This window comes from Loigolactobacillus binensis (assembly GCF_005405165.1).
Taxonomy (GTDB): domain Bacteria; phylum Bacillota; class Bacilli; order Lactobacillales; family Lactobacillaceae; genus Loigolactobacillus; species Loigolactobacillus binensis.
This window is the reverse complement of the sequence record NZ_BJDN01000010.1, coordinates 25152-45732: the sequence shown is the minus strand read 5'-3', so window position 1 is coordinate 45732 and position 20581 is coordinate 25152. Positions and strand designations below refer to the sequence as shown.

Genomic DNA, 20581 nt, shown 5'->3' with positions numbered 1-20581 from the left:
ACCGCCGACCTATCCTTTAATTATCAATAGTTAAATGATAGCACGAACAGGTGTTCAAAACAACTAATTTGACTATCTTTGACTAAATGCTTGATACCTTACCCTACCACACTTTTACATGCTACTAACTCCGACTGCAGACCGAATTATTTTTGACTATTTAGGCGGGAGATTTCCAGAATAACATTAACTGCTTGGGTCATCACTTGTTCCGAAATAAATTCGTAACGGCCGTGCATATTTTCCGGACCAGCAAATAAATTAGGCGTTGGTAACCCCATAAACGAGATTTTTGATCCATCCGTTCCACCCCGAACAGGCGCGATGATCGGCTTGATCGCTAAATTCTCCAGCGCCGTTTTTGCTAACTCAACACTGGTCATATCTTTTCTCAAAATTTCAATCATGTTGTAATACTGATCAAAAATATCTAAGCTGACCCGTTCTGCAGCAAATTGTTGATTCAACTGATCAGCAACTGCCTGCGCCTGCGCCTTACGTGCTGCGAGGCCAGCGCGCTCAAAATCACGAATAATATAAGTCATATCCGCTTCTTCTACCGTTCCAGTTAATTGATAAAGGTGAAAAAAGCCTTGTAGGCCAGCCGTTTTCTCGGGAACTTCAGCTTGCGGTAAGCCGTTTTGAAAATCGACAGCCAACTGTAAGGCGTTGATCATTACCCCTTTGGCCGTTGCAGTATGCACATTTTTGCCTTGAATATGGACCTTCATTTCAGCGGCATTAAAAGTTTCGTATTCTAATTGTCCAGCGGAACCGCCATCAACTGTATACGCAAACGCAGCATTAAAATCCGCTACATCAAAATGATCCGCACCGGTACCAATTTCTTCATCAGGGCCAAAACCAACTCGTAATTCACCGTGTTTGATTTCCGGATGTTGGCCTAAATATTCCATAGCCGTCATAATCTCGCTGACACCAGCCTTATCATCACCACCTAATAAAGTACTACCATCCGTGGTGATCAAAGTATGCCCAGTGTAATTGGCCAAGAAAGGAAAGTCGTCAGTATTCAAGGTATACTTACCAGCAGTATCCAATTGAATCGGTGAATGACCATCATAATTCTTAACAATTTGCGGGTTCACACCTTCAGCGTTGAAATCAGCTGTATCAAAATGGGCTAAAAACCCGATCACCGGTACCGTATGATCTAGGTTACTAGGTAAAGTACCGATCACATAACCACTTTGCTTAAGGTAATGAACATTTTGTAAGCCAATCGTGCGCATTTCTGCAGCTAGCTCATGAGCAAAAGCCGTCAAACTCGGCGTCGAAGGGATCGTTGTTGCCGCTGGGTCTGAACGTGTATTTACCTTGACGTAACGTAAGAAACGGGGAATTAGGGTTGTATAAGTTGCCATTTATTTTTCCTCCAACTCAAAATTTAGTTTTAATGAATAAAAGTAAACGGATCGGTATTTATTTTTGACGCATGAAAAGTCACATCGTTCCAACCGGCGGCCTGCGCCCATTGTTGAAACAACGGTACTGCCTTAGCTTTAACAATGCTTTCAACGTGATGGCCAGGATCGATTGCCGATAAATTAGCGGCCAACATATCGTGAGCCGTGTGATAGTAAACATCACCAGTCACAAAAACATTCGCCTGTTGCTGTAAAACATAAGGATAGAACTTACCGCCGTCACCACCGATCACTGCCACCCGCTTCACCAATTCATCCGGATGGTGTGTTATCAAACGTAAACCCTGCAATCCAAAAGCCTGATTCGTGAATTCTGCAAATTGTCGAATTGTCATGGTTCGCTCCGGCTCACCGATGCGACCTAGGCCAAATTGTTCACCACCAGTATTATCCAAAGTTAACAGATCATAGGCCGGCTCTTCGTAAGGATGAGCCGCCAATAAGGCTGCCAGAACCTTATCCGTCAATTCCTCTGAAAAAACGACTTCCACTTTAACTTCAGCCACTGCTTCAGCTTGTCCAACCTGCCCAATAAATGGATGTGCCCCTGCGGCTGGAGTAAAACGACCAGTACCGGGATGGCTGAAACTTGCCGCCGAATAATCGCCTAGTTGTCCAGCACCGGCTGCAGCCAATGCTTGTCGCAACGCCGCTGCATTAGCTTCGGGAACATAGGTTGCCAATTTTTTGATCTTACGTTGATAACTAGGCCGCAAAATTTGTACATGCTGCAAACGTAGTTGTTGGGCCAGCCAGTCATTCATGCCACCATTAGCATTATCCAAATTTGTATGCGCGGCATAAACAGCGATCTGATGGCTTAATAATTTGGCGTACATCGCATTTTGCGGATCATCAGTAACCAAATTTTTAGCGGGGTGGAAAACCACTGGGTGGTGTGCAAAAATAAAATCGACTTTTTGGGCAATTGCTTCTTCGACCACCTCCGGACGCACGTCCAAAGTAACCAATACCCGGTGCACTGGCTGTTCGATCGACCCTAGCTGCATCCCAGTTGGATCACCTGGTTCGGCTAAATACCGCGGTGCAAATTGTTCAAATTTCTGAATGAAATCCTTAACTTTAACCATTCAATACCTCCATGATCTGCTGATTTTCCGTTTTTAAGGCACTAATTTTAGCCGGTTGTGGCTGCTGAGCTTGCGTTAGATTCGCCAATATCCGCTGATTAGTCAATAATTGGTGCTGCCATTTTGCATGAAAAATAGGGGTTTTGGCTCGTACTAAACAAGGACCAAACTTGATTTGTTGAGCGGTGTACACCACAGGCTGTGAGCTTGGTTCAGCCACGATGATTTCATAAGTATGCTGATCTTCCCGTAAAATAGTTTCGGCCACAATCATAAATTGTTGCTGGGCCAACCAAGTACGAACAACATCTGCTTGGACATTGGGCTCTAGAATTAACCGTTGAATGTTTTTAAGCTTTTGGCTGCCCCGCGCCAAAATATCCCGAATCAAATTGCCACCCATTCCGGCGATCACGATTGTGTCAATTTGATCACCGGCCTGAATTGCGGTTAAACCATCGGCTAACCGTACTTGAATTTGTGTGGTTAATCCTGCTGCAGCCACCGCAGTTTGTGCTCTTGAAAACGGGCCAATGATCACTTCGCCGGCAACTGCACTGGCCACTTTTCCGTTGGCCACTAAATTGATTGGTATCATAGCGTGATCCGAACCAATATCGGCCAAACGCGCACCTTGGGGAACATAGCTAGCCACTGCCGTTAAACGCTTAGTTAAATGATTTTTATTCACAATCTTCCATCCTTTACTCCACAGAATAGGTTACTTCTATTGTAACAGTCAGGCCAAATATTGAAAATCTTTTATGCTAATCAACAACCGCTTGTACGGCACACCAAAAAAACGACAAAAAAAGACGGCCTTCATCGCTGACGACCGTCTTTTTTGTATTAATCATTTATTTTTTAATTAGTTTTCCTAATCAAGCTAGTGGCAGTCAGTTAGAAAAATACTGCCGCAATCCTAAGCAAAATCAATTACAAGTTGCCCCTATATCTAAATTGCTCAAACCCTTATTCCAAGAAATCTTTTAATTGTTTAGACCGACTAGGGTGACGTAATTTGCGTAACGCTTTGGCCTCAATTTGCCGAATCCGTTCTCGGGTCACACCGAAGACTTTACCAACTTCTTCCAAAGTTCGTGTTCGTCCGTCGTCTAACCCAAAACGTAAGCGCAACACATTTTCTTCCCGATCAGTTAACGTATCAAGTACGCTTTCCAATTGTTCTTTCAATAATTCATAAGCCGCATGATCAGCTGGACTAGTAGCGTCTTGATCTTCAATGAAATCACCTAAATGTGAATCATCCTCTTCACCAATTGGCGTTTCCAATGAAACTGGTTCTTGTGCGATTTTCAAAATCTCCCGCACTTTATCAGTTGGCATATCCATCTCTGCACCAATTTCTTCTGGTGTAGGTTCACGACCAAGATCCTGTAATAATTGCCGTTGGATCCGAATCAGCTTATTGATCGTCTCGACCATATGCACCGGAATCCGAATCGTCCGCGCCTGATCAGCAATTGCTCGGGTAATCGCCTGGCGAATCCACCACGTTGCGTAAGTTGAAAATTTGAACCCTTTGCGGTAATCAAACTTTTCGACCGCCTTCATCAAGCCCATATTACCTTCTTGGATCAAATCCAAGAATTGCATACCACGACCAACATAGCGCTTAGCAATCGAAACTACTAACCGCAAATTAGCTTCAGCCAAACGTTGCTTAGCCTCACCATCACCTTGTTCGATCTTTAATGCCAACGCTACTTCTTCGTCAGCTGTCAATAACGAAACGCGACCAATCTCCTTTAGATACATCCGTACAGGGTCATTGATCTTGATTCCCGCTGGCGCCGAAGTATCTTTTAAAGCTTTTTTAGAAATTTTCTTTTCTTTTTTTAAGCTTTGCTGTGATGGTTCACCATTTTCATCAACGACACTGATTCCTTGGTCTTCGACTCGAAGAATAACTTTTTCAATTGCTTCGGATTCCAAATTAAACGGAACAACGATCTTAGCAGTCAATTTATCCTCTTGAATCTGTTTATCCGGTTTATATTCTTTAATAAGTGCTTTGAGTGCAGCCTCTAACTTTTTATTGTCGCTCTTAACATTCTCTTTTGCCATTCGCTCGGCCTCCCTATTTCAATCTCACGCTAACCAATGCTGTACACCTTTACTAAAAGTCACAGTAATTGCTCATTATCGCCTCCATAATAACGCTAATGATGCGCTAGGTACACTATGAATGCTTAACCTATTTTAACCTTGCTCAGCCGCCGAATGTGCTACTGGCTGCATTTGTTTTCTTAAACGAATGATTTGTTGCAAGGCATGCAACGAGCCCACGTTATCACCACCACGACTAGCTTCTTGCAACTGAGCTTGTGCGTCGTTTAATTGTTGTTCCAAACTAGCTTGTTGCAGCGCTCGTAAATAATCTTGCAACTGCTCCTGTACCGTATTCTCATCAAAAGCTAGCCGATCGATGGCGATCACTAAACTCTGCAAACGATCATCTGTGATTTGATTCATAAATTGAGCGATCACAAACTGATCATGGTCAGCAAAATACCCGATCGCTAACTGATAAATCGCTTGGTACCGCTCATGAATAAACTTAAAATCCGTTTGTTCTTGTAACGCAATTCGAACATCAGCTACCTTAAAATACAAGTTCAGTAAGCCCCGTTCGGCACGTTCGGCACGGGTCAATTTAGTTTGCTGTTGATGTACTTGTGGAACCGCCATTGGTGCTGCCATCTGGGCCTGCTGTGCCGGTGGCTGGCGTTTAACTGTTGCATCAACCAAATAATCTTGTAACTGTGTCACTAAGGCTTCATAAGTGACCTGTAACGACTCACTTAACCGGTTCAAATAAATATCACGCTCAACTGCAGAACTAACATTAACAAGTTCATGCAAGGCAGCATCGATATAAGTTAACTTCTCTTGTTCATTATCTAAATTACGACCTTGTTTTAAATAGCGCAGTCGAAAGCCAACGGCAGTTTCCATACCACCGCCGATCACATCACGAAAACGCTGCTCCCCATATTTATTGACGTATTCATCTGGATCAAGTTGTTCCGGCAGCGTAACAATGCTTAACTGAAACCGGGGATCATCATGTAACAAAGTGATCACCCGATCAGTTGCTTTCATTCCCGGCGTATCACCATCATAACAAACTACTAAATGATCCGTTGATCGTTGCAATAAATAGAGCTGCTCATTGGTCAAGCTAGTCCCCATTGAAGCAACGCCATAGGTGATCCCTGCGCGATAGGCAGCGATCACATCCATGAAACCTTCAAATAAAATGGCTTGCTTAGCCTTACGAATTTCGGTCTTGGCCACATCAAAATTAAATAACACATTGCGTTTATTAAACAACTCAGTTTCTGGACTGTTCAAATACTTAGGTTGGCCTTCACGCTTAGTCAAAGCACGGCCTGAAAAAGCAATCACATTCCCCTGTGCATCTTTGATTGGAAACATGACCCGATCAACAAAGCGATCCCGTAGCGTACCATCATTATTTTCTAAAAATAAACCAGAATGACGCAATAGATTAAAATCAAGTTTTTTCTCGGCAAAAAAGCGCGTCAATAAGTTATTTTCCTCTGGCGCATAGCCAATATCAAACGTATCAAGAAGCGTCGGCGTTAATTGTCGTTGCTGTGTATAAGTCAACGCCTGCTCCCCTAATTTTGTGTTGAGTAAAATATGGTGAAATAACGCTGCTGCATCCTGATAGAGTTGGCGTAGTTGCTTTTGCTGTGAATTTAACGCCGTTTCTGGTCGCGCCTGCACCGTGTAGCCAGATAAATCGATTCCCACATGGCCAAGTTCAGCTACCCGGGTCACCGCTTCTGGAAAAGATAAATTTTCAACATCCATGATGAACTTAAAAACATTACCACCACGACCACAACTAAAACAGTGAAAGATCTGTTTGTCCTCAGCAACTGAAAATGACGGTGTGCGCTCTTCATGAAAAGGGCATAAACCAAATAAGTTTCGGCCAGACTTTTTCAACTGGACATATTGTCCAACCACATCAGTGATATTAACGGCACCGCGAATTTGTTCCACCACTTCTTCTGGAATTCTTGTTGCCAAAGTGATCACCTACCTTTAAGCCCTAAGCTTCGAAAAGTCGCACCCAAAATGAGTGCGACTTTTCACTGCCGAATGAGCACAAAAATACATCATTAACTATAGCACAACTAGACTAGAGCAGCAATGAATTTGCTTAACCACTTAACCGAATATTTTATTTAATAATCAATTGGTTTAAGTCGGCAATACCAAAAATCAAACGCGCCAAAATAACTAATTGCTTCAGCCGATTAGTTCGTACTGCTTGATCATCCACCATGACCATCGTCGCGTCAAAATAAGCGGCAATCAAGGGCCGTAATGCTTCTAACGCCTGATAATTTTCGGCTAGCGTTTGCTGATCAGCTTGCTGGCGCAATTTTTCTACTGCCGTATACAGTTGTTTTTCAGCATCGTTTTCAAATAAGGTTGGATCCACCGTCAATGTATCCTGATCATTAAAATCAGCTTTTTCGCTTAAACGTAAAACACGGGTCAGTGCTTCAATAGTTGGCTTAAAGGCCGGATCATCTTTTTGCTGCTCCAATAGTTTAGCTGCCGCAAACATTTGCTTTAAGTCATTTTCATGACTGGCCAAAACAGCGTCGACGATATCGTAGCGTATTTTGTGCTGACCAAACCATTGCCGCATCCGTTCATTGATAAACTGTTGAAAGGCCGTCACATTAGCAGCAAATTTCAACCCATAAGTGGCCTTATGCTCAGTCAGAACCTGACCGATCTGCTGCTGCAAAGCAGTAATATTGAGGTGCCACTCTTCGGTCTTAACAATGCGGACGATCCCAGCGGCTTGTCGCCGTAATGCATACGGGTCATTGGAACCATTAGGAATCAGTCCAACCGCGAAGAAGCTGGCAATACTATCAAATTTATCGGCCACCGCCAAAACAGCGCCAATTTTAGTTTGTGGTAAGACGCCATCGGCAGAAATTGGCAAATAGTGTTCACGGATCGCCGTGGCAACTGTAGGCTTCTCACCTTGCAATAAGGCGTATTTTTCACCCATGATCCCCTGTAATTCGGGAAATTCACCGACCATTCCGGTCATTAAATCAAATTTATAGATCTCACTGGCCCGTTTTAAATCAGTTAATTCAGGTGCAGTTAAACCAATTTGTTGACCTAATACTTGCCCGATCAACTGAACACGCTGCATTTTTTCGTATAGTGTCCCAATTTTTTCATGGAAGGTAACTTTTTTAAGTCGCTCAACATAAGTGGCGATCGTCTGCTGCTGATCTTCATTATAGAAAAACTGGGCATCCTCCAGCCGTGCAGTTAACACCTTTTCGTTACCGCTGATCACATTATCTAAGTAATCAGCATTACCATTACGTACGGAAATGAAAATCGGCAATAATTTACCGGCCTGATCGCGAGCGTAGAAAAAGCGTTGATGATCCTTCATTGAGGTGATCAGTACTTCATCAGGCATTTGTAAATACTTAGTTTTAAACTGTCCAGCAAAGGCCGTCGGGTACTCAACTAAATTGTTAACTTCTTCCAGTAAATCTGGATCTAAGGCGACAACCCAATTATTTTTAGTCGCTAAAGCCTCGATCTGTTGTTTAATTGTAGCCTTACGTTTTTCTGGATCAACCACCACAAATTGTTTAGCCAACGCCGTTTCGTAATCACTAGCCTGTGCTAAGTCAACTGGCTGGCCTAAAAAACGGTGTCCCTGAGTTGTTCGGCCACTTTTAATATTCAACACCTGCAGGGGGACGACTGTTTGGTCAAGTAATGCTACCAACCAATGGATCGGCCGAATATATTCAAAATCAAAGTTGCCCCAATGCATATTAGTCGGAAAGGTCATGCTGGTGATAACTTCCGTTATTCCACTTAGCACCTCCGCCGCAGTTTTACCAGGCGTAAATTTGTTCACAAAAACATAATCTTCACCTTTTTGTTTTTTAAACGTGATGTCATCCGTAGTCAGTCCTTGCCCACGAACAAAGCCTTGTGCTGCCTTGGTCCAATTGCCGGCATCGTCTTGGGCGATTCGTTTGGCCGGACCGCGTAATTCCTTTTTGACATCGGCCTGTTTGGTAGCTACGTCAGTCAGCATAATCGCCAAACGCCGTGGTGTTGCGTAAGATTTAATGTCACCATACGCCAAACGTTGCGTTTTTAAAAAATCGGCTGTTCGCTTAACTAACTGTTGCCGGCTAGGCGTAACGACGTGCGCCGGAATTTCTTCTAAGCCAATTTCCAATAAAAATGTTTGTCCCATGATTATGCCTCCTCCTTTTTAGCCGTATCCTTTAATAATGGGAATCCTAATTTCTCTCGTTCCGCCACAAAGGCCCGCGCAACGGAACGTGCCATATTACGAATTCGTGCTAAATAGCCGGCCCGTTCAGTCACACTAACCGCACCACGAGCATCTAACAAATTAAAGGTATGACTGCATTTAAGAATATAGTCATAGGCAGGATGAACCAAACCGTTTTCGATCTGCTTCTTAGCTTCCGCTTCGTACATATCAAATAATTGTAGTAACATTTCTTGGTTGCTTTCTTCAAAGGAATATTTTGAATGCTCGTATTCTGGTTCTTTAAAAATTTCACCATATTTAACGCCGTCGCCCCATTCCAGATCAAAAACGTTGTTCACGTCTTGGATATAAGAAGCTAAGCGTTCGATCCCATAAGTGATCTCGGAAGTAACGGGTTTAACGTTTAAGCCACCGACAACTTGGAAATAAGTAAACTGCGTAACTTCCATTCCATCGAGCCAAACTTCCCAACCAACACCGGCACAACCCATTGAAGGATTCTCCCAATTATCTTCAACAAAACGAATATCATGTTCCAAAGGTTCAATACCTAATTCCCGTAAGCTGCCTAAATAAAGTTCTTGGATATTAGCCGGCGAAGGTTTCATGACCACTTGAAATTGATGGTGTTGGTACAAACGATTAGGATTTTCACCGTAGCGACCATCAGCAGGACGCCGGGAAGGCTCCACATAGGCCGCATTCCATGGTTCCGGACCGATCGCCCGTAAAAAAGTATAGGGACTCATGGTACCCGCTCCTTTTTCCGTATCGTAGGCCTCCATCAGCATACAACCTTGTTGCCCCCAATAGCGCTGCAAGGTCAAAATCATATCTTGAATATTTAACTTTTGACTCATGATCAATCCTCCACTCTTATTTTAACGGAATATAAAAAGTCCCCATGTCGCCAAAAACACGACATAGGGACGCTAATGCGCGGTTCCACCCTAGTTCTAGCGGATCAACTCCGCTAACCCTTAATTATGATTTAATTCGAACTCGAGAGTGCCACGCTAAATGATCACTTGCCTGACTTACACCGCCACAGACTCGCTAATAGGACCACTTAACACCGTTCCGTCTTCATTCACTGATACAGATTTTACGGCTTTTTATAAAAGTTGTCAATCATGTTTCAACAAATCATCCCATTTAGCCATTTCATCAATAAAGTGTTTACTCTTCAACGATAAGCCAACACTATCTTGATAGATACGATCTAACATCCGCCGCAGTTCTTGCTTAGTCGTTGCCTTAACCGTAATTGAATTCAGTTTGTGCAAATCGATCACGGAAAATAAACGTAATAAATAAATTGCCCGCGGACTTGCATGAAAGCGGTATGGATCTAAGGTCCAGTGTTGCTGGCATAAAAGCCCGCCGTAACTTTGCGAATAGTCGAACGGCAGATCCGTCCGCTGACAAATAACGCAACTTTCCAGCCGGGGCGCAACACCAAATACTTGCAACAATTGGACCTCCATAATATTCGTAATGATCTGCGGGTCAAAACCATCGTCAATATAGCGCAAAGCTAATAGGGTTTGCTGGTACCATTGCGCCAGCGGTTGACTATCGGGAAAAGCCACATCGATCAAGCCGAGAATATACGTTGCATAAGCATTTAGGGTAATATCTTGGCTAATGGTTTGCCACTGTCGATATTCTTTAGCCGCATTGATAAATGAAAGCCCTTCATCCCGAATGTTACCGACAAAGGTCCCATGGGTAAAAGGCAAAATGGCTGCTGCTAGGCGAAAGCCACGTTTACGTGCCCCGCGGATAAAAAACATTTTCTTTCCGAATTGATCGGTTAAAATTTTGACCAGCATATCGCGTTCCCGATAATCTTTACGCAACATAACGATCCCATTAAAATCCGTAATTTCTCGTTGGGCCAACGTAACCTCCTATAACTGCCTAATAGTTCTTTTTCTGATAACCTAATTCGTTTAAATAGCGCTGATTATCCCGCCAATTTTTGTCAATTTTGACCCATAACTGCAAATAAACCTTATCGCCTAATAAATGCTCAATATCCAAACGCGCCCGCGTACCGATTTCTTTCAGCATTTTACCACCTTTACCGATGATAATTCCCTTCTGACCATCGCGTTCAACAATGATCGTCGCTTCGATTTTTAACTTGTCCTGATCATTACGCCGCATCCGTTCAACATTAACCGCTACGGAATGGGGAACTTCATCGCGCGTTAATTCCAGAATTTTTTCCCGGATCAATTCGGAGACCACAAAATATTCGGGATGATCGGTGATTTGATCGTCGGGATAATATTGCGGACCAACCGGTAATTGTTGCTCCAAAGTCGTTAATAATTCAGCCACATTGTTGCCTTCCAAAGCTGAGATTGGGAAAACTTTGGCAAAGTCCATTTCGGCTTGATATTGTTCAACAAACGCCGGTAAATCATTGGGATGGACGGTGTCAATTTTATTAACCACTAAATAAACTGGCTGTTTGACCCGTTTCAACTGAGCAATAATAAAGGCATCCCCAGGCCCAATTTTATCGCGGGCGCTAACCATAAATAAAACCGCATCAACTTCATTTAAAGCTGAAGTCGCCGAGTTCATCATAAATTCATCTAATTTATTCTGTGGCTTATGAATACCAGGTGTATCAATAAAAACGATTTGACTTTGTTTCGTCGTATAGATCCCCTGAATTTTATTACGGGTAGTTTGGGCCTTGTTTGACATGATCGCCACTTTTTGACCAACAACTCGGTTTAAAAAGGTCGATTTACCCACATTCGGGCGCCCTACAATCGCGACAAATCCAGAATGGAATGCTGCTTGTTCTTCACTCATATTCACTGCTCCTCAAATTAGATAACTAAAATAGCTTTAACAGGTGTGGTCCCAGAATCAATAGCCCCACAATGATGGCAAAACCGGCCGCCATTAAAACTGCCGCTGCCGCAATGTCTTTCGCATATTTGGCGGCGCTGACATAATGATGCGTGGTTAACAAATCAACCACATTTTCAACGACCGTATTGGCCAACTCACTTTGCAGTACCATGAAAATCGCCAATAATAGCCATAGCCAGTCGCTGCGCGTTAGTTGCAACCACCAACCGACACCGATAACCAATAAGCTGGCCAATAAATGCCAACGCATATTACGTTCCATCTGCACCACAGTAACTAGGCCCGCCACAGCATGTTGCATACTTTGTGCTAAATTGTGGTTTTTAGTTGTTTGCTTATCTTTTAAGGCCATAAGCATCTAAGATTTCCCGCTGTAGAGAAAACATAATCTTTTCATCTTCTGGTGAGCGCATATGGTCATAACCATTTAAATGTAAGAACCCATGAACCACTAGAAAACCAAGCTCACGCTCAAAAGAATGCCCATAATCATCAGCTTGTTCCTGTGCCTTATCAACTGAAACCATCAAATCACCAATATTGCGTGGTACATGTTCGCCTTCAGGCATGATAATCACATCCTGATCATCAGGATCTTCTTCAATAGCAAAACTGATCACATCAGTGGCCCGATCAGTATCCCGATAATCTTTATTGATCTGATGAATCTCATCATTATGCATTAACGTCACAGACATTTCCGTATCTGCTGGTAATTTCATATAATTACCTGCAAAATCCAAAACATCCCGAATTAATTGCAAATGTTCTGGTGACGCAGTTTCCGTATGGTCAAATATTTCTAAATCCACACAACTTCCTACCCTTCAAAAATAATATTTAAGCTTGCCGACTCTGCCGATCATAGGCAGCAATAATGCTGGCAACAACCGGATGGCGCACCACATCAGCGGCACTAAAGCTAACGAAAGCGATATGCGGAATATTTTGTAAGATCCGCTGTGCCTGAACTAGCCCACTATTAGCACTACGTGGTAGATCAATTTGCGTTACATCCCCATTGACGATCATTTTTGATCCAAAACCTAAACGGGTCAAAAACATTTTCATTTGTGCCGGAGTGGTATTCTGTGCTTCATCTAAAATGACGAAAGCATTATCTAAGGTTCGCCCACGCATATACGCTAACGGTGCAATCTCGATCACACCCCGATCCATTAAACGGGTGGTGTGTTCTGCACCTAAAATATCATACAACGCATCATAGATCGGCCGTAAATACGGATCAACTTTTTCCTTGAGATCTCCAGGCAAGAACCCTAAGCTTTCACCGGCCTCAACAGCTGGACGCGTTAAAATTATTTTCTCGACCGCACCACTTTTTAACGCAGCTACTGCCATGACCACTGCTAAATACGTTTTCCCAGTACCAGCCGGTCCGATCCCAAAAGTCACATCATTATGCTGGGTTGCTTGAACATATTCACGCTGGCCAAAATTCTTGACCCGAATCGGCTTGCCACGGCGATTTTTGATCAATTCAGTCGCATAAAGGTCCTGAAAATAGTCCAAGGTCCCCCGGGTTGCCATTTTGATCGCACTGACCACATCTTCGCCACTAATGGCGATTCCTTGCCCTAATAACTGTAATAAATTGGTTAACACAGCGTAGGTTCGACTGGCCGCTTCACTGGTCCCAGTAATTTTAATTTCATTACCAAATGCGTTTAATGTAACGTGTAGGCCATCTTCTAATAGGTTTAAGTTCTTATCCTGATTACCCATTAAGCTAAGTGCTTGTTCGGGGCTACTGACGCGAAATACCTTAACGTCCTGTTCTTCTGTCAAAAGCGTGCTCCTTCTCCATAGAATTTTTACTGTATGCCATCATTAATGACGTGAGTCAAATTCGCTTTGACCTCACATTTTCAAGTAAACTTAGCGGGTCAACCCACTAAATTTCACGACTTGATTATCATTAAAAATGATAGCACAACCCAGCCTAAAAAGCATCCGCAAGTCACCAGTCAATTTTAGCGCCAAAAAAATAGCCACGCAGCTGCGCGGCTATTTTACTGACTATTTAGTTAAAGCTGCTTTGACTAAGCGATTGACTAAGGCACCATCCGCTCTGCCCTTAACTTGAGGCATTAGCGTTTGCATAACCTTACCGAAATCTTTAGTCGACGTGGCATTAAGTTTGGCAACAGTAGTTGTGACTAGGTCACTAACTTCAGCTTCAGTCAGCTGTTGCGGCAAATAATGTTCGACTAGCTTAATTTCCGTCTTTAGCGGTGTGACTAAATCTTCACGCCCCGCCTTAGAAAATTCAACTAGCGACTCTTTACGTTGCTTCAGTTCAGTGGCAAGTACCGCTAGCTCTTCTTGTTCATTAAGTTCGTGACCAAGCTTGATTTGTTCATTCGTAACGGCGGCCTTCAACATCCGCACAACAGCTAATGTAGCTTTGTCGCGTGCTTTCATTGCGGTCTTCAAGTCAGCATTTAACGTCGCGATCAGACTCATGGATACTCATCCCTTAGTAGGCAAGTAAACTAGAACTTTTTACGTTTTCTTGCTGCTTCTGATTTTAATTTACGTTTAACACTAGGCTTTTCGTAGAATTCACGTTTACGGTATTCTTGCAATGTACCATTTCTGGACACAGTGCGTCTGAAGCGCCGAAGAGCATCATCAAGAGATTCGTTTTTACGAACGACTGTCTTTGCCATTATGATATCCCTCCCTCCGAGCTCAAAAATGGAACCGTTTTGCAAGATTGCTCTCATAAAATTCGATTCGTTTTTTATTATAACCAACGGTTGCCGCCCCGTCAATAAGAAAGCGGCATGCAAACGATAATATTTGCTTGCTTTTTTAATTTGATACTAATCGGCTTGTATTTTATGCTATTATGAAAACAATTACAGAAACGTGAGTCCACCGCATCTGCAACGGCTACTCACCCTAAATCATCTTACTATAAAGGAGCAACGTCACATGCCGAGTAAAATTGAGATCAAATTTTTTATTATTTCTGATTCCGTTGGCGAAACAGCCTTAAATATGGCCCGTGCTGCCTTAGCCCAGTTTACAACCGTTGATCCAATCTATTACCGCTTTCCCTTTACAAACTCCCATAGTCGCTTAGACAGTGTCCTTAAACAGGCCGTTACCGAACGGCCAATTATTATCCAGACCTTGGTCACTGGTGATCTAGCCAAACGAGTCAACGACTTTGCGGCTGAACAAAAATTGACTTGCTACGATCTCCTGAGTCCGATCATGCAAGAGATCAGCCGCCGTTCCGGAGAAATGCCCCATGGTGAAGCTGGCGCGATCCATCGCCTAAATGATCGTTACTTTGATCGGATCTCCGCCATGGAATTTGCCGTTATGTACGATGACGGTAAGGATCCCAAAGGTTTTCTTGAAGCCGATATTGTTTTACTAGGTGTTTCCCGAACCTCGAAAACGCCATTATCACTTTTTCTAGCCAACCGTAATTTAAAAGTTGCCAATTTGCCGCTAGTTCCTTCTGCCCATATTCCCGAACAAATTTGGCAAGTCGATCCCAAAAAAATTATTGGTTTAACCACTGACGTTGCGGTTTTAAATAATTTCCGCCGTGAGCGCATGCTTGCCTACGGACTTAATCCGGATACAGCCTACTCTGACATGAACCAAATTACGGCCGAATTAGACTTTGCTAAGCAGCTTTACGATAAAATCGGTTGCTATGTGATCAACACTGCGCACCGTTCAATTGAAGAAACTGCTACTTTGATCCTGGAGCATATGGGCTTAGATCATTACGGCAATAAAAATCTTTAATAAAAGCAATTGCGCTTACGTGAAAACAATGAAATTAAGTTGGGCAAGTATTTATCTTTCAGTCAGTTGTTAGGATCAGCACAACTCCCAACGTAGTTAACTTAAGAAACGTACTACTACTAAATTAATTCATTTTTTAGTAGCAGTACGTTTTAATTTAACCAACATTTTGGTCAAATGGCCGTTGACTGGTAATTGCTTCTATTAGATCAGGCTTCATTTGCTGTTGCTTTAGCATAGCGATCTCATAACCATAGGGTGCATAACTTGTCCCAGTTGTTGTTTTGACCCAAGGCGTTTCCATGATTTTAGGGATGCGGGCTAGCTCAGGTAAGTGGGCAACAGCGTTTAGCGTTGAAAAACCAATTGTACCTAAACCTAAATTTTCATGGCGGTCTTTATGGCTACCCTGCGGATTTTTAGAATCATTTAAGTGAACAACCTGTAAGCGCTCAAGACCGATCACTTGATCAAATTCGGTGAGTACACCGCTTAAATCATCTTTTATATTGTAGCCAGCATCATTAGTATGACAAGTATCAAAACAAACACTTAATTTTTCGTTCAACGTGACCCCTGCAATGATCTGGGCAAGTTCTTCAAAGCGGCGACCAACTTCGGTCCCCTTACCAGCCATAGTTTCCAATGCGATCTGCACCGTTTGGTCAGGCTGCAATACCTCGTTTAGGCCTTTAATAATATTAGCGATCCCGGCGGCCGCACCGGCACCTACATGTGCACCAGGATGAAGGACGATTTGCTTAGCACCTAACGCTTCGGCCCGTGCAACCTCTGCTTGTAAGAATTGCACTGCAAAGGCAAAATGATCTAATTTGATCGTATTAGCCAAATTAATAATATACGGTGCATGGATCACAAGACTTTGTAAGCCATGGGTTTGCATATAAGCCTGACCTGCAGCAATATTTAACTCAGCTATTGGCTTACGCCGTGTATTTTGCGGTGCTCCAGTATAAATACTAAACGTGGTCGCCTGATAACTTGCTGCCTCCTTAGCCGAGCCCAACAGCATTTCTTTACCGCGCATAGCCACATGAGAACCAATTAATAACATTACTACCGCATCCTTTTACTTTTATTCAAAAATTAGGTAATCTAATAAGGTCAATCTAGTTTTTATTTAAGCATAATCAGCAGTACAAATGCAATTGAGGAGGAAATAATTTGGTGCAGCAACATCGTTTGACTAAGCGCGAATATCTCTATATTGGTTCTATGCTCTTTGGTTTATTTTTTGGGGCTGGTAATTTAATTTTCCCCGTTTTCCTTGGTCAAAATAGCGGGCAAAACATTGGCCAAGCCAATTTAGGCTTTTTAGTCACTGGTATCGGGTTACCTCTATTAGGGGTAATTGCCATTGGTATGTCCCAGAGCAAAGGGGTTTTTGAATTAGCTAAGCGGGTCGGTCGCCCTTATGCCTATCTATTTACGATCTTATTGTATTTGACCATCGGCCCTTTTTTTGCGTTACCACGTTTAGCCACCACTTCTTTTCAAATTGGGATCATTCCCTTCTTAAAAGCCGGCCAACAGACTGGCGCTCTACTTATTTTTTCAATTATTTTCTTCGCTATTACTTGGTGGTTTGCCCGCCGGCCATCACAATTGATCGCTGTTGTCGGTAAATATTTGACCCCGGCTTTTTTGATCATTCTGGGGCTATTACTGATCACCGCGTTAACTCGACCAATGGGTGGTATTGATCACGCGACGGTCACTCACGCCTATCAGCAACAGCCCTTTTTAGTCGGTTTTACTGAAGGCTATAACACCATGGATGCCTTAGCTGCACTTGCTTTTGGTGTGATCGTCACGGATACAATTCGCAAGTTGGGCGTGACCAAACCCACTACGATTGCACTGGATACCATGAAATCTGGCCTGATCAGTCTTATTTTAATGGGGGTTATTTACACATTATTAGCCCTGATGGGAACTATGAGTCTTGGTCAATTTAAACCAGCAGCTAATGGTGGAATTGCTTTAGCCGCGATCGCTCATTATTATTTTGGTGACTTTGGTAGCTTTTTATTAGCTTTGTTAGTTATCCTCGCCTGTATTAAAACCGCAATTGGCCTAGTATCAGCTTTTGGCGAAACGTTTCAAGACTTATTTCCTCAGGGCCATTATCTTTGGTATATTACTGGGGCCAGTATTTTACCGGCGCTTTTTGCTAACGTTGGTTTAACGGCGATCATTGCTTATTCCACGCCAATTTTAATGTTCATTTATCCATTGGCGATCACGTTAATGTTGCTAGGTATTGGCAGCGCCTTGTTTAAGCACCGCCAAATCGTTTATGTGACCACCACTCTTTTTACCTTGATTGCGGCGATTGCTGACGGCGTTCACGCAGCACCAGCAGCAATCGCTCAAACGACTATGGCTAAAACAATCGTTAACTTGGCCACTAACTACCTACCTTTTTTCAAGTTTGGTATGGGTTGGTTAATTCCAGCGTTAAGTGGTTTAGTGCTAGGCTTACTTTTAGCACATTTCTTACCACCAAAAACACCCACCCAACAAATTTAAAAAGCAGAATCCCGATCAGGATTCTGCTTTTTTGTTACGGCTGCTTAACCTTTTATTGGATAATATAAATCACATAAAAATAGCTTTAAACAAGGCAACTGCCACTAAACCAGCAAATAAAGGTGCAATAACTGGCACCCAGCTATAGTTCCACTGCGAACTCCCCTTATGTTTTAGCGGGTATAACGCGTGAACTAAGCGCGGCCCTAAATCACGGGCTGGATTTAACGCTGGCCCCGTAGCACCACCTAATGAAACGACCAAAGTCATCACCAGAAAGCCTAAGGTGAAATTAGCCAAATAAATATTGTCTTTGAAGAAAATACCGTGAGTAATACCTAAAGCCCCAAAAACGAGAATAAAAGTACCAACAAATTCATTGATAAAACCATTCTTGTTAGAGTGAATAGCGTCGATCGTGGAAAAAGTACCTAAAATCGCTTCGTCTTCTGTTGTTTTGTCATAAAATGGTTTATAACACCAGATAACGATTAACTGGCCAAAAATGGCCCCGAGCATTTGAGCAATCAAATACGGGATCACTTCATTCCAAGGAAATAAACCGCTGGCGGCCAGGCCTAAGGTGAAGGCAGGATTAATGTGATTTCCTGACACCGAGCCAAACATCATTGCTGGAATCATAACCCCAGCACCGTAGCCAAGGCCAATCAAAACCCAGCCGCCGTGATAACCTTTTGTTCCTTTCAATTCAACATTAGCCACCGAGCCATTACCAAGAATCACCAATAAGGCCGTACCAATAAACTCGGCAATCGTCCGCGTCATCAAACTATGGTCCATAATGTCCTCCTAGGTATGCGGCACATTTCGTAAAATGTCCCCAATTTATAATATGTGGTGGTACGGTAAACGGTATTCACAACAAAAATCGTACCAGCTACACGCGATCAAAGGTTTAAGCAGCCTGTTGTGCTGGTAGATCGCTAAATTATTGTGATTGTTATTTTGTATTGGTACCGCTTACATAAAAGAAATTATAGCATAGATAACTGCTTGCTGAAAACACTTATTTTATAGTTAGCTACTTATTTCACATAGCCGCGCCAAAAAAATTACCCCGCCTTCACGACGAGGTAATTCAACGATTATTTATTTAAATCATCGGCTCATAAAAATGACCGAGAATTTTAACGGTATCCGAAATACTAACAAAGGCTTTAGGATCAGAATCACGCATTGCGACTTGGAGGTCATGCATCTCATAACGTGAGATCACAGTAAACAAAATTGTTTTTTCATCGTGTTGATAAGCCCCTTCAGCATCATGCACAATGGTGATTCCCCGACGCATTCGATTTTGAATATGATCGATCACTTTACGTGGTTTATCAGTGACGATCATGACCTGCATTTTTTGCTGCCGAGTATAAACCATATCCATAACTTTCCCATTGACAAAAATACTCAACGCACTATAAAACGCGTACGGCCAACCAAAAACAAAACCGGCCGCCACAATGATAAAGGCATTAAAGCTGATATTGATGGTGCCAATACTTTTCCCGGTTTTTTTACCGATCACCAAACCGATAATATCGAGTCCGCCAGTTGAGATACCATTTTTCAAGGCCAAACCCGTCCCAAAACCATTGACTACCCCACCAAAAATCGCACAAATAATGGGATCAAACGTGATTTGCGTAATCGGGATCAGCTTCATCATTACACTGGAAAAAACAACCGCGATGAAGGTAAAGATCGTAAAGCGGTGACTGATCTGGCGCCACGCTAAAACGAATAATGGCAAATTAAGTAAGAATAACAAAACAGGGATCGAGATGCTAACTGAAAAAAAACGCCCACTTAAAGTCGACAATAGCTGTGCAAAACCAGTGATCCCTGACGCGTAAATATTTCCCGGTTGCCAGAAAAAGTTCATTGCGATCGAAACGCAAATTGAATATAAAAAAGCCGTTGAAACTTTAGCGGTATATTGATGACGCCGCATCACGCGCTGTAAATCATCCATTTTTCTTTATCTAACCTCTTTTAATTTTGTTCACTGAACCCCATCTACTTGGCACTACTTCATGCATTATACCATATCAATTTTAGTTCGCACTGCCGCTGACAAATCTAATTTTCAACGTCAATAACTTGCCCACTATTTTCAAAAAGCGCTATACTAGAAAGTGAACTAAGGTATTAGTCCGTAACTAAATCTAGGAGGTAGATATTATGGCAGAAGTCACAGAAGCACATATTCTTAACGAAAAAATGAGCGAGGCATTTGACTGGAGCGATAGCAATACGGTCGTCCGCGATGCAATCTGGGATTATTTCATGGAAAAGAATAATCACAACACCGATAAGACCGTTGTTGACGTTAAGCCGTACACCAGCGATAAAAGTGAGGACGAAATCAAGCAGTTCATTGAAGCTAATCTAAAAAAATAATTTAGTACGAA

Annotated in this window: 20 protein-coding genes; 3 read left to right on the top strand and 17 right to left on the bottom strand. The window is 42.7% G+C overall.

Annotated features, from left to right (window positions below):
• Nucleotides 1-146: 146 nt before the first annotated feature.
• The 14 genes from pepT to rpsU all read right to left on the bottom strand — a co-directional run bounded on the left by pepT (nt 147) and on the right by rpsU (nt 14497).
• Complete coding sequence (gene pepT / locus FFM78_RS06295; protein ID WP_137637596.1) at nt 147-1385, bottom strand: peptidase T; 1239 nt, start codon at nt 1383-1385, stop codon at nt 147-149.
• Between the two features lie 29 nt (nt 1386-1414).
• Nucleotides 1415-2539, bottom strand: coding sequence for a Nif3-like dinuclear metal center hexameric protein (locus FFM78_RS06290; protein ID WP_137637595.1), 1125 nt, complete (start codon nt 2537-2539; stop codon nt 1415-1417).
• Complete coding sequence (locus tag FFM78_RS06285; RefSeq protein WP_137637594.1) at nt 2532-3230, bottom strand: tRNA (adenine(22)-N(1))-methyltransferase; 699 nt, start codon at nt 3228-3230, stop codon at nt 2532-2534. The genes FFM78_RS06290 and FFM78_RS06285 overlap by 8 nt, the downstream gene beginning before the upstream one ends.
• A 281-nt stretch (nt 3231-3511) precedes the next feature.
• On the bottom strand, nt 3512-4627 hold the full coding sequence (rpoD, locus tag FFM78_RS06280; protein ID WP_137637593.1) for an RNA polymerase sigma factor RpoD: 1116 nt from the start codon (nt 4625-4627) through the stop codon (nt 3512-3514).
• A gap of 135 nt (nt 4628-4762) precedes the next feature.
• Nucleotides 4763-6625, bottom strand: a complete 1863-nt coding sequence (dnaG, locus tag FFM78_RS06275) for a DNA primase (protein WP_137637592.1) — start codon at nt 6623-6625, stop codon at nt 4763-4765.
• Nucleotides 6626-6779: 154 nt separating this feature from the next.
• On the bottom strand, nt 6780-8861 hold the full coding sequence (gene glyS, locus FFM78_RS06270) for a glycine--tRNA ligase subunit beta (RefSeq protein WP_137637591.1): 2082 nt from the start codon (nt 8859-8861) through the stop codon (nt 6780-6782).
• 2 nt (nt 8862-8863) lie between these two features.
• Nucleotides 8864-9766 carry a glycine--tRNA ligase subunit alpha gene (gene glyQ, locus FFM78_RS06265; protein ID WP_137637590.1) on the bottom strand — a complete coding sequence of 301 codons (903 nt, stop codon included), beginning with the start codon at nt 9764-9766 and terminating at the stop codon, nt 8864-8866.
• 267 nt (nt 9767-10033) lie between these two features.
• The gene (gene recO / locus FFM78_RS06260) at nt 10034-10810 is read right to left on the bottom strand and encodes a DNA repair protein RecO (RefSeq protein WP_137637589.1); all 777 of its coding nucleotides are present in this window, start codon (nt 10808-10810) and stop codon (nt 10034-10036) included.
• A gap of 19 nt (nt 10811-10829) precedes the next feature.
• Complete coding sequence (gene era, locus FFM78_RS06255) at nt 10830-11741, bottom strand: GTPase Era (protein ID WP_137637588.1); 912 nt, start codon at nt 11739-11741, stop codon at nt 10830-10832.
• 25 nt (nt 11742-11766) lie between these two features.
• Nucleotides 11767-12156 carry a diacylglycerol kinase family protein gene (locus tag FFM78_RS06250; RefSeq protein ID WP_137637632.1) on the bottom strand — a complete coding sequence of 130 codons (390 nt, stop codon included), beginning with the start codon at nt 12154-12156 and terminating at the stop codon, nt 11767-11769.
• A complete protein-coding gene (gene ybeY, locus FFM78_RS06245; RefSeq protein ID WP_137637587.1) occupies nt 12140-12616 on the bottom strand; it encodes an rRNA maturation RNase YbeY in 477 nt (158 codons plus the stop codon). The genes FFM78_RS06250 and ybeY overlap by 17 nt, the downstream gene beginning before the upstream one ends.
• 28 nt (nt 12617-12644) lie before the next feature.
• Complete coding sequence (locus FFM78_RS06240; protein WP_137637586.1) at nt 12645-13613, bottom strand: PhoH family protein; 969 nt, start codon at nt 13611-13613, stop codon at nt 12645-12647.
• A gap of 231 nt (nt 13614-13844) precedes the next feature.
• The gene (locus FFM78_RS06235) at nt 13845-14291 is read right to left on the bottom strand and encodes a GatB/YqeY domain-containing protein (RefSeq protein ID WP_137637585.1); all 447 of its coding nucleotides are present in this window, start codon (nt 14289-14291) and stop codon (nt 13845-13847) included.
• Nucleotides 14292-14320: 29 nt separating this feature from the next.
• Complete coding sequence (gene rpsU, locus FFM78_RS06230; protein WP_010010010.1) at nt 14321-14497, bottom strand: 30S ribosomal protein S21; 177 nt, start codon at nt 14495-14497, stop codon at nt 14321-14323.
• A 268-nt stretch (nt 14498-14765) separates the two neighbouring features.
• Between rpsU and FFM78_RS06225 the strand changes: the two genes are divergently transcribed.
• Nucleotides 14766-15599, top strand: coding sequence for a pyruvate, water dikinase regulatory protein (locus FFM78_RS06225; RefSeq protein ID WP_137637584.1), 834 nt, complete (start codon nt 14766-14768; stop codon nt 15597-15599).
• A 157-nt stretch (nt 15600-15756) separates the two neighbouring features.
• Here FFM78_RS06225 and FFM78_RS06220 read toward each other — a convergent pair whose 3' ends face one another.
• Complete coding sequence (locus FFM78_RS06220; RefSeq protein WP_137637583.1) at nt 15757-16674, bottom strand: deoxyribonuclease IV; 918 nt, start codon at nt 16672-16674, stop codon at nt 15757-15759.
• Nucleotides 16675-16787: 113 nt separating this feature from the next.
• Here FFM78_RS06220 and brnQ point away from each other — a divergent pair, with 113 nt between their 5' ends.
• Entirely contained in the window at nt 16788-18152 is a 1365-nt protein-coding gene (brnQ, locus tag FFM78_RS06215) for a branched-chain amino acid transport system II carrier protein (RefSeq protein ID WP_137637631.1), read from the top strand.
• Between the two features lie 69 nt (nt 18153-18221).
• Here brnQ and FFM78_RS06210 read toward each other — a convergent pair whose 3' ends face one another.
• Both FFM78_RS06210 and FFM78_RS06205 read right to left on the bottom strand, forming a co-directional pair.
• Nucleotides 18222-18953 carry an MIP/aquaporin family protein gene (locus FFM78_RS06210; RefSeq protein ID WP_137637582.1) on the bottom strand — a complete coding sequence of 244 codons (732 nt, stop codon included), beginning with the start codon at nt 18951-18953 and terminating at the stop codon, nt 18222-18224.
• A gap of 313 nt (nt 18954-19266) precedes the next feature.
• Nucleotides 19267-20142, bottom strand: coding sequence for a YitT family protein (locus FFM78_RS06205; protein ID WP_137637581.1), 876 nt, complete (start codon nt 20140-20142; stop codon nt 19267-19269).
• 209 nt (nt 20143-20351) lie between these two features.
• Here FFM78_RS06205 and FFM78_RS06200 point away from each other — a divergent pair, with 209 nt between their 5' ends.
• Nucleotides 20352-20570 carry a P8 family protein gene (locus FFM78_RS06200; RefSeq protein WP_137637580.1) on the top strand — a complete coding sequence of 73 codons (219 nt, stop codon included), beginning with the start codon at nt 20352-20354 and terminating at the stop codon, nt 20568-20570.
• The last annotated feature ends 11 nt before the right edge of the window (nt 20571-20581 follow it).

Excerpts from the sequence above, each read along its gene's own strand:
- pepT (WP_137637596.1), bottom strand. The coding sequence starts at position 1,385 with ATGGCAACTTATACAACCCTAATTCCCCGTTTCTTACGTTACGTCAAG.
- FFM78_RS06290 (WP_137637595.1), bottom strand. The coding sequence starts at position 2,539 with ATGGTTAAAGTTAAGGATTTCATTCAGAAATTTGAACAATTTGCACCG.
- rpoD (WP_137637593.1), bottom strand. The coding sequence starts at position 4,627 with ATGGCAAAAGAGAATGTTAAGAGCGACAATAAAAAGTTAGAGGCTGCA.
- glyS (WP_137637591.1), bottom strand. The coding sequence starts at position 8,861 with ATGGGACAAACATTTTTATTGGAAATTGGCTTAGAAGAAATTCCGGCG.
- glyQ (WP_137637590.1), bottom strand. The coding sequence starts at position 9,766 with ATGAGTCAAAAGTTAAATATTCAAGATATGATTTTGACCTTGCAGCGC.
- era (WP_137637588.1), bottom strand. The coding sequence starts at position 11,741 with ATGAGTGAAGAACAAGCAGCATTCCATTCTGGATTTGTCGCGATTGTA.
- FFM78_RS06250 (WP_137637632.1), bottom strand. The coding sequence starts at position 12,156 with ATGGCCTTAAAAGATAAGCAAACAACTAAAAACCACAATTTAGCACAA.
- FFM78_RS06235 (WP_137637585.1), bottom strand. The coding sequence starts at position 14,291 with ATGAGTCTGATCGCGACGTTAAATGCTGACTTGAAGACCGCAATGAAA.
- rpsU (WP_010010010.1), bottom strand. The coding sequence starts at position 14,497 with ATGGCAAAGACAGTCGTTCGTAAAAACGAATCTCTTGATGATGCTCTT.
- FFM78_RS06225 (WP_137637584.1), top strand. The coding sequence starts at position 14,766 with ATGCCGAGTAAAATTGAGATCAAATTTTTTATTATTTCTGATTCCGTT.
- FFM78_RS06220 (WP_137637583.1), bottom strand. The coding sequence starts at position 16,674 with ATGTTATTAATTGGTTCTCATGTGGCTATGCGCGGTAAAGAAATGCTG.
- FFM78_RS06210 (WP_137637582.1), bottom strand. The coding sequence starts at position 18,953 with ATGGACCATAGTTTGATGACGCGGACGATTGCCGAGTTTATTGGTACG.
- FFM78_RS06205 (WP_137637581.1), bottom strand. The coding sequence starts at position 20,142 with ATGGATGATTTACAGCGCGTGATGCGGCGTCATCAATATACCGCTAAA.
- FFM78_RS06200 (WP_137637580.1), top strand. The coding sequence starts at position 20,352 with ATGGCAGAAGTCACAGAAGCACATATTCTTAACGAAAAAATGAGCGAG.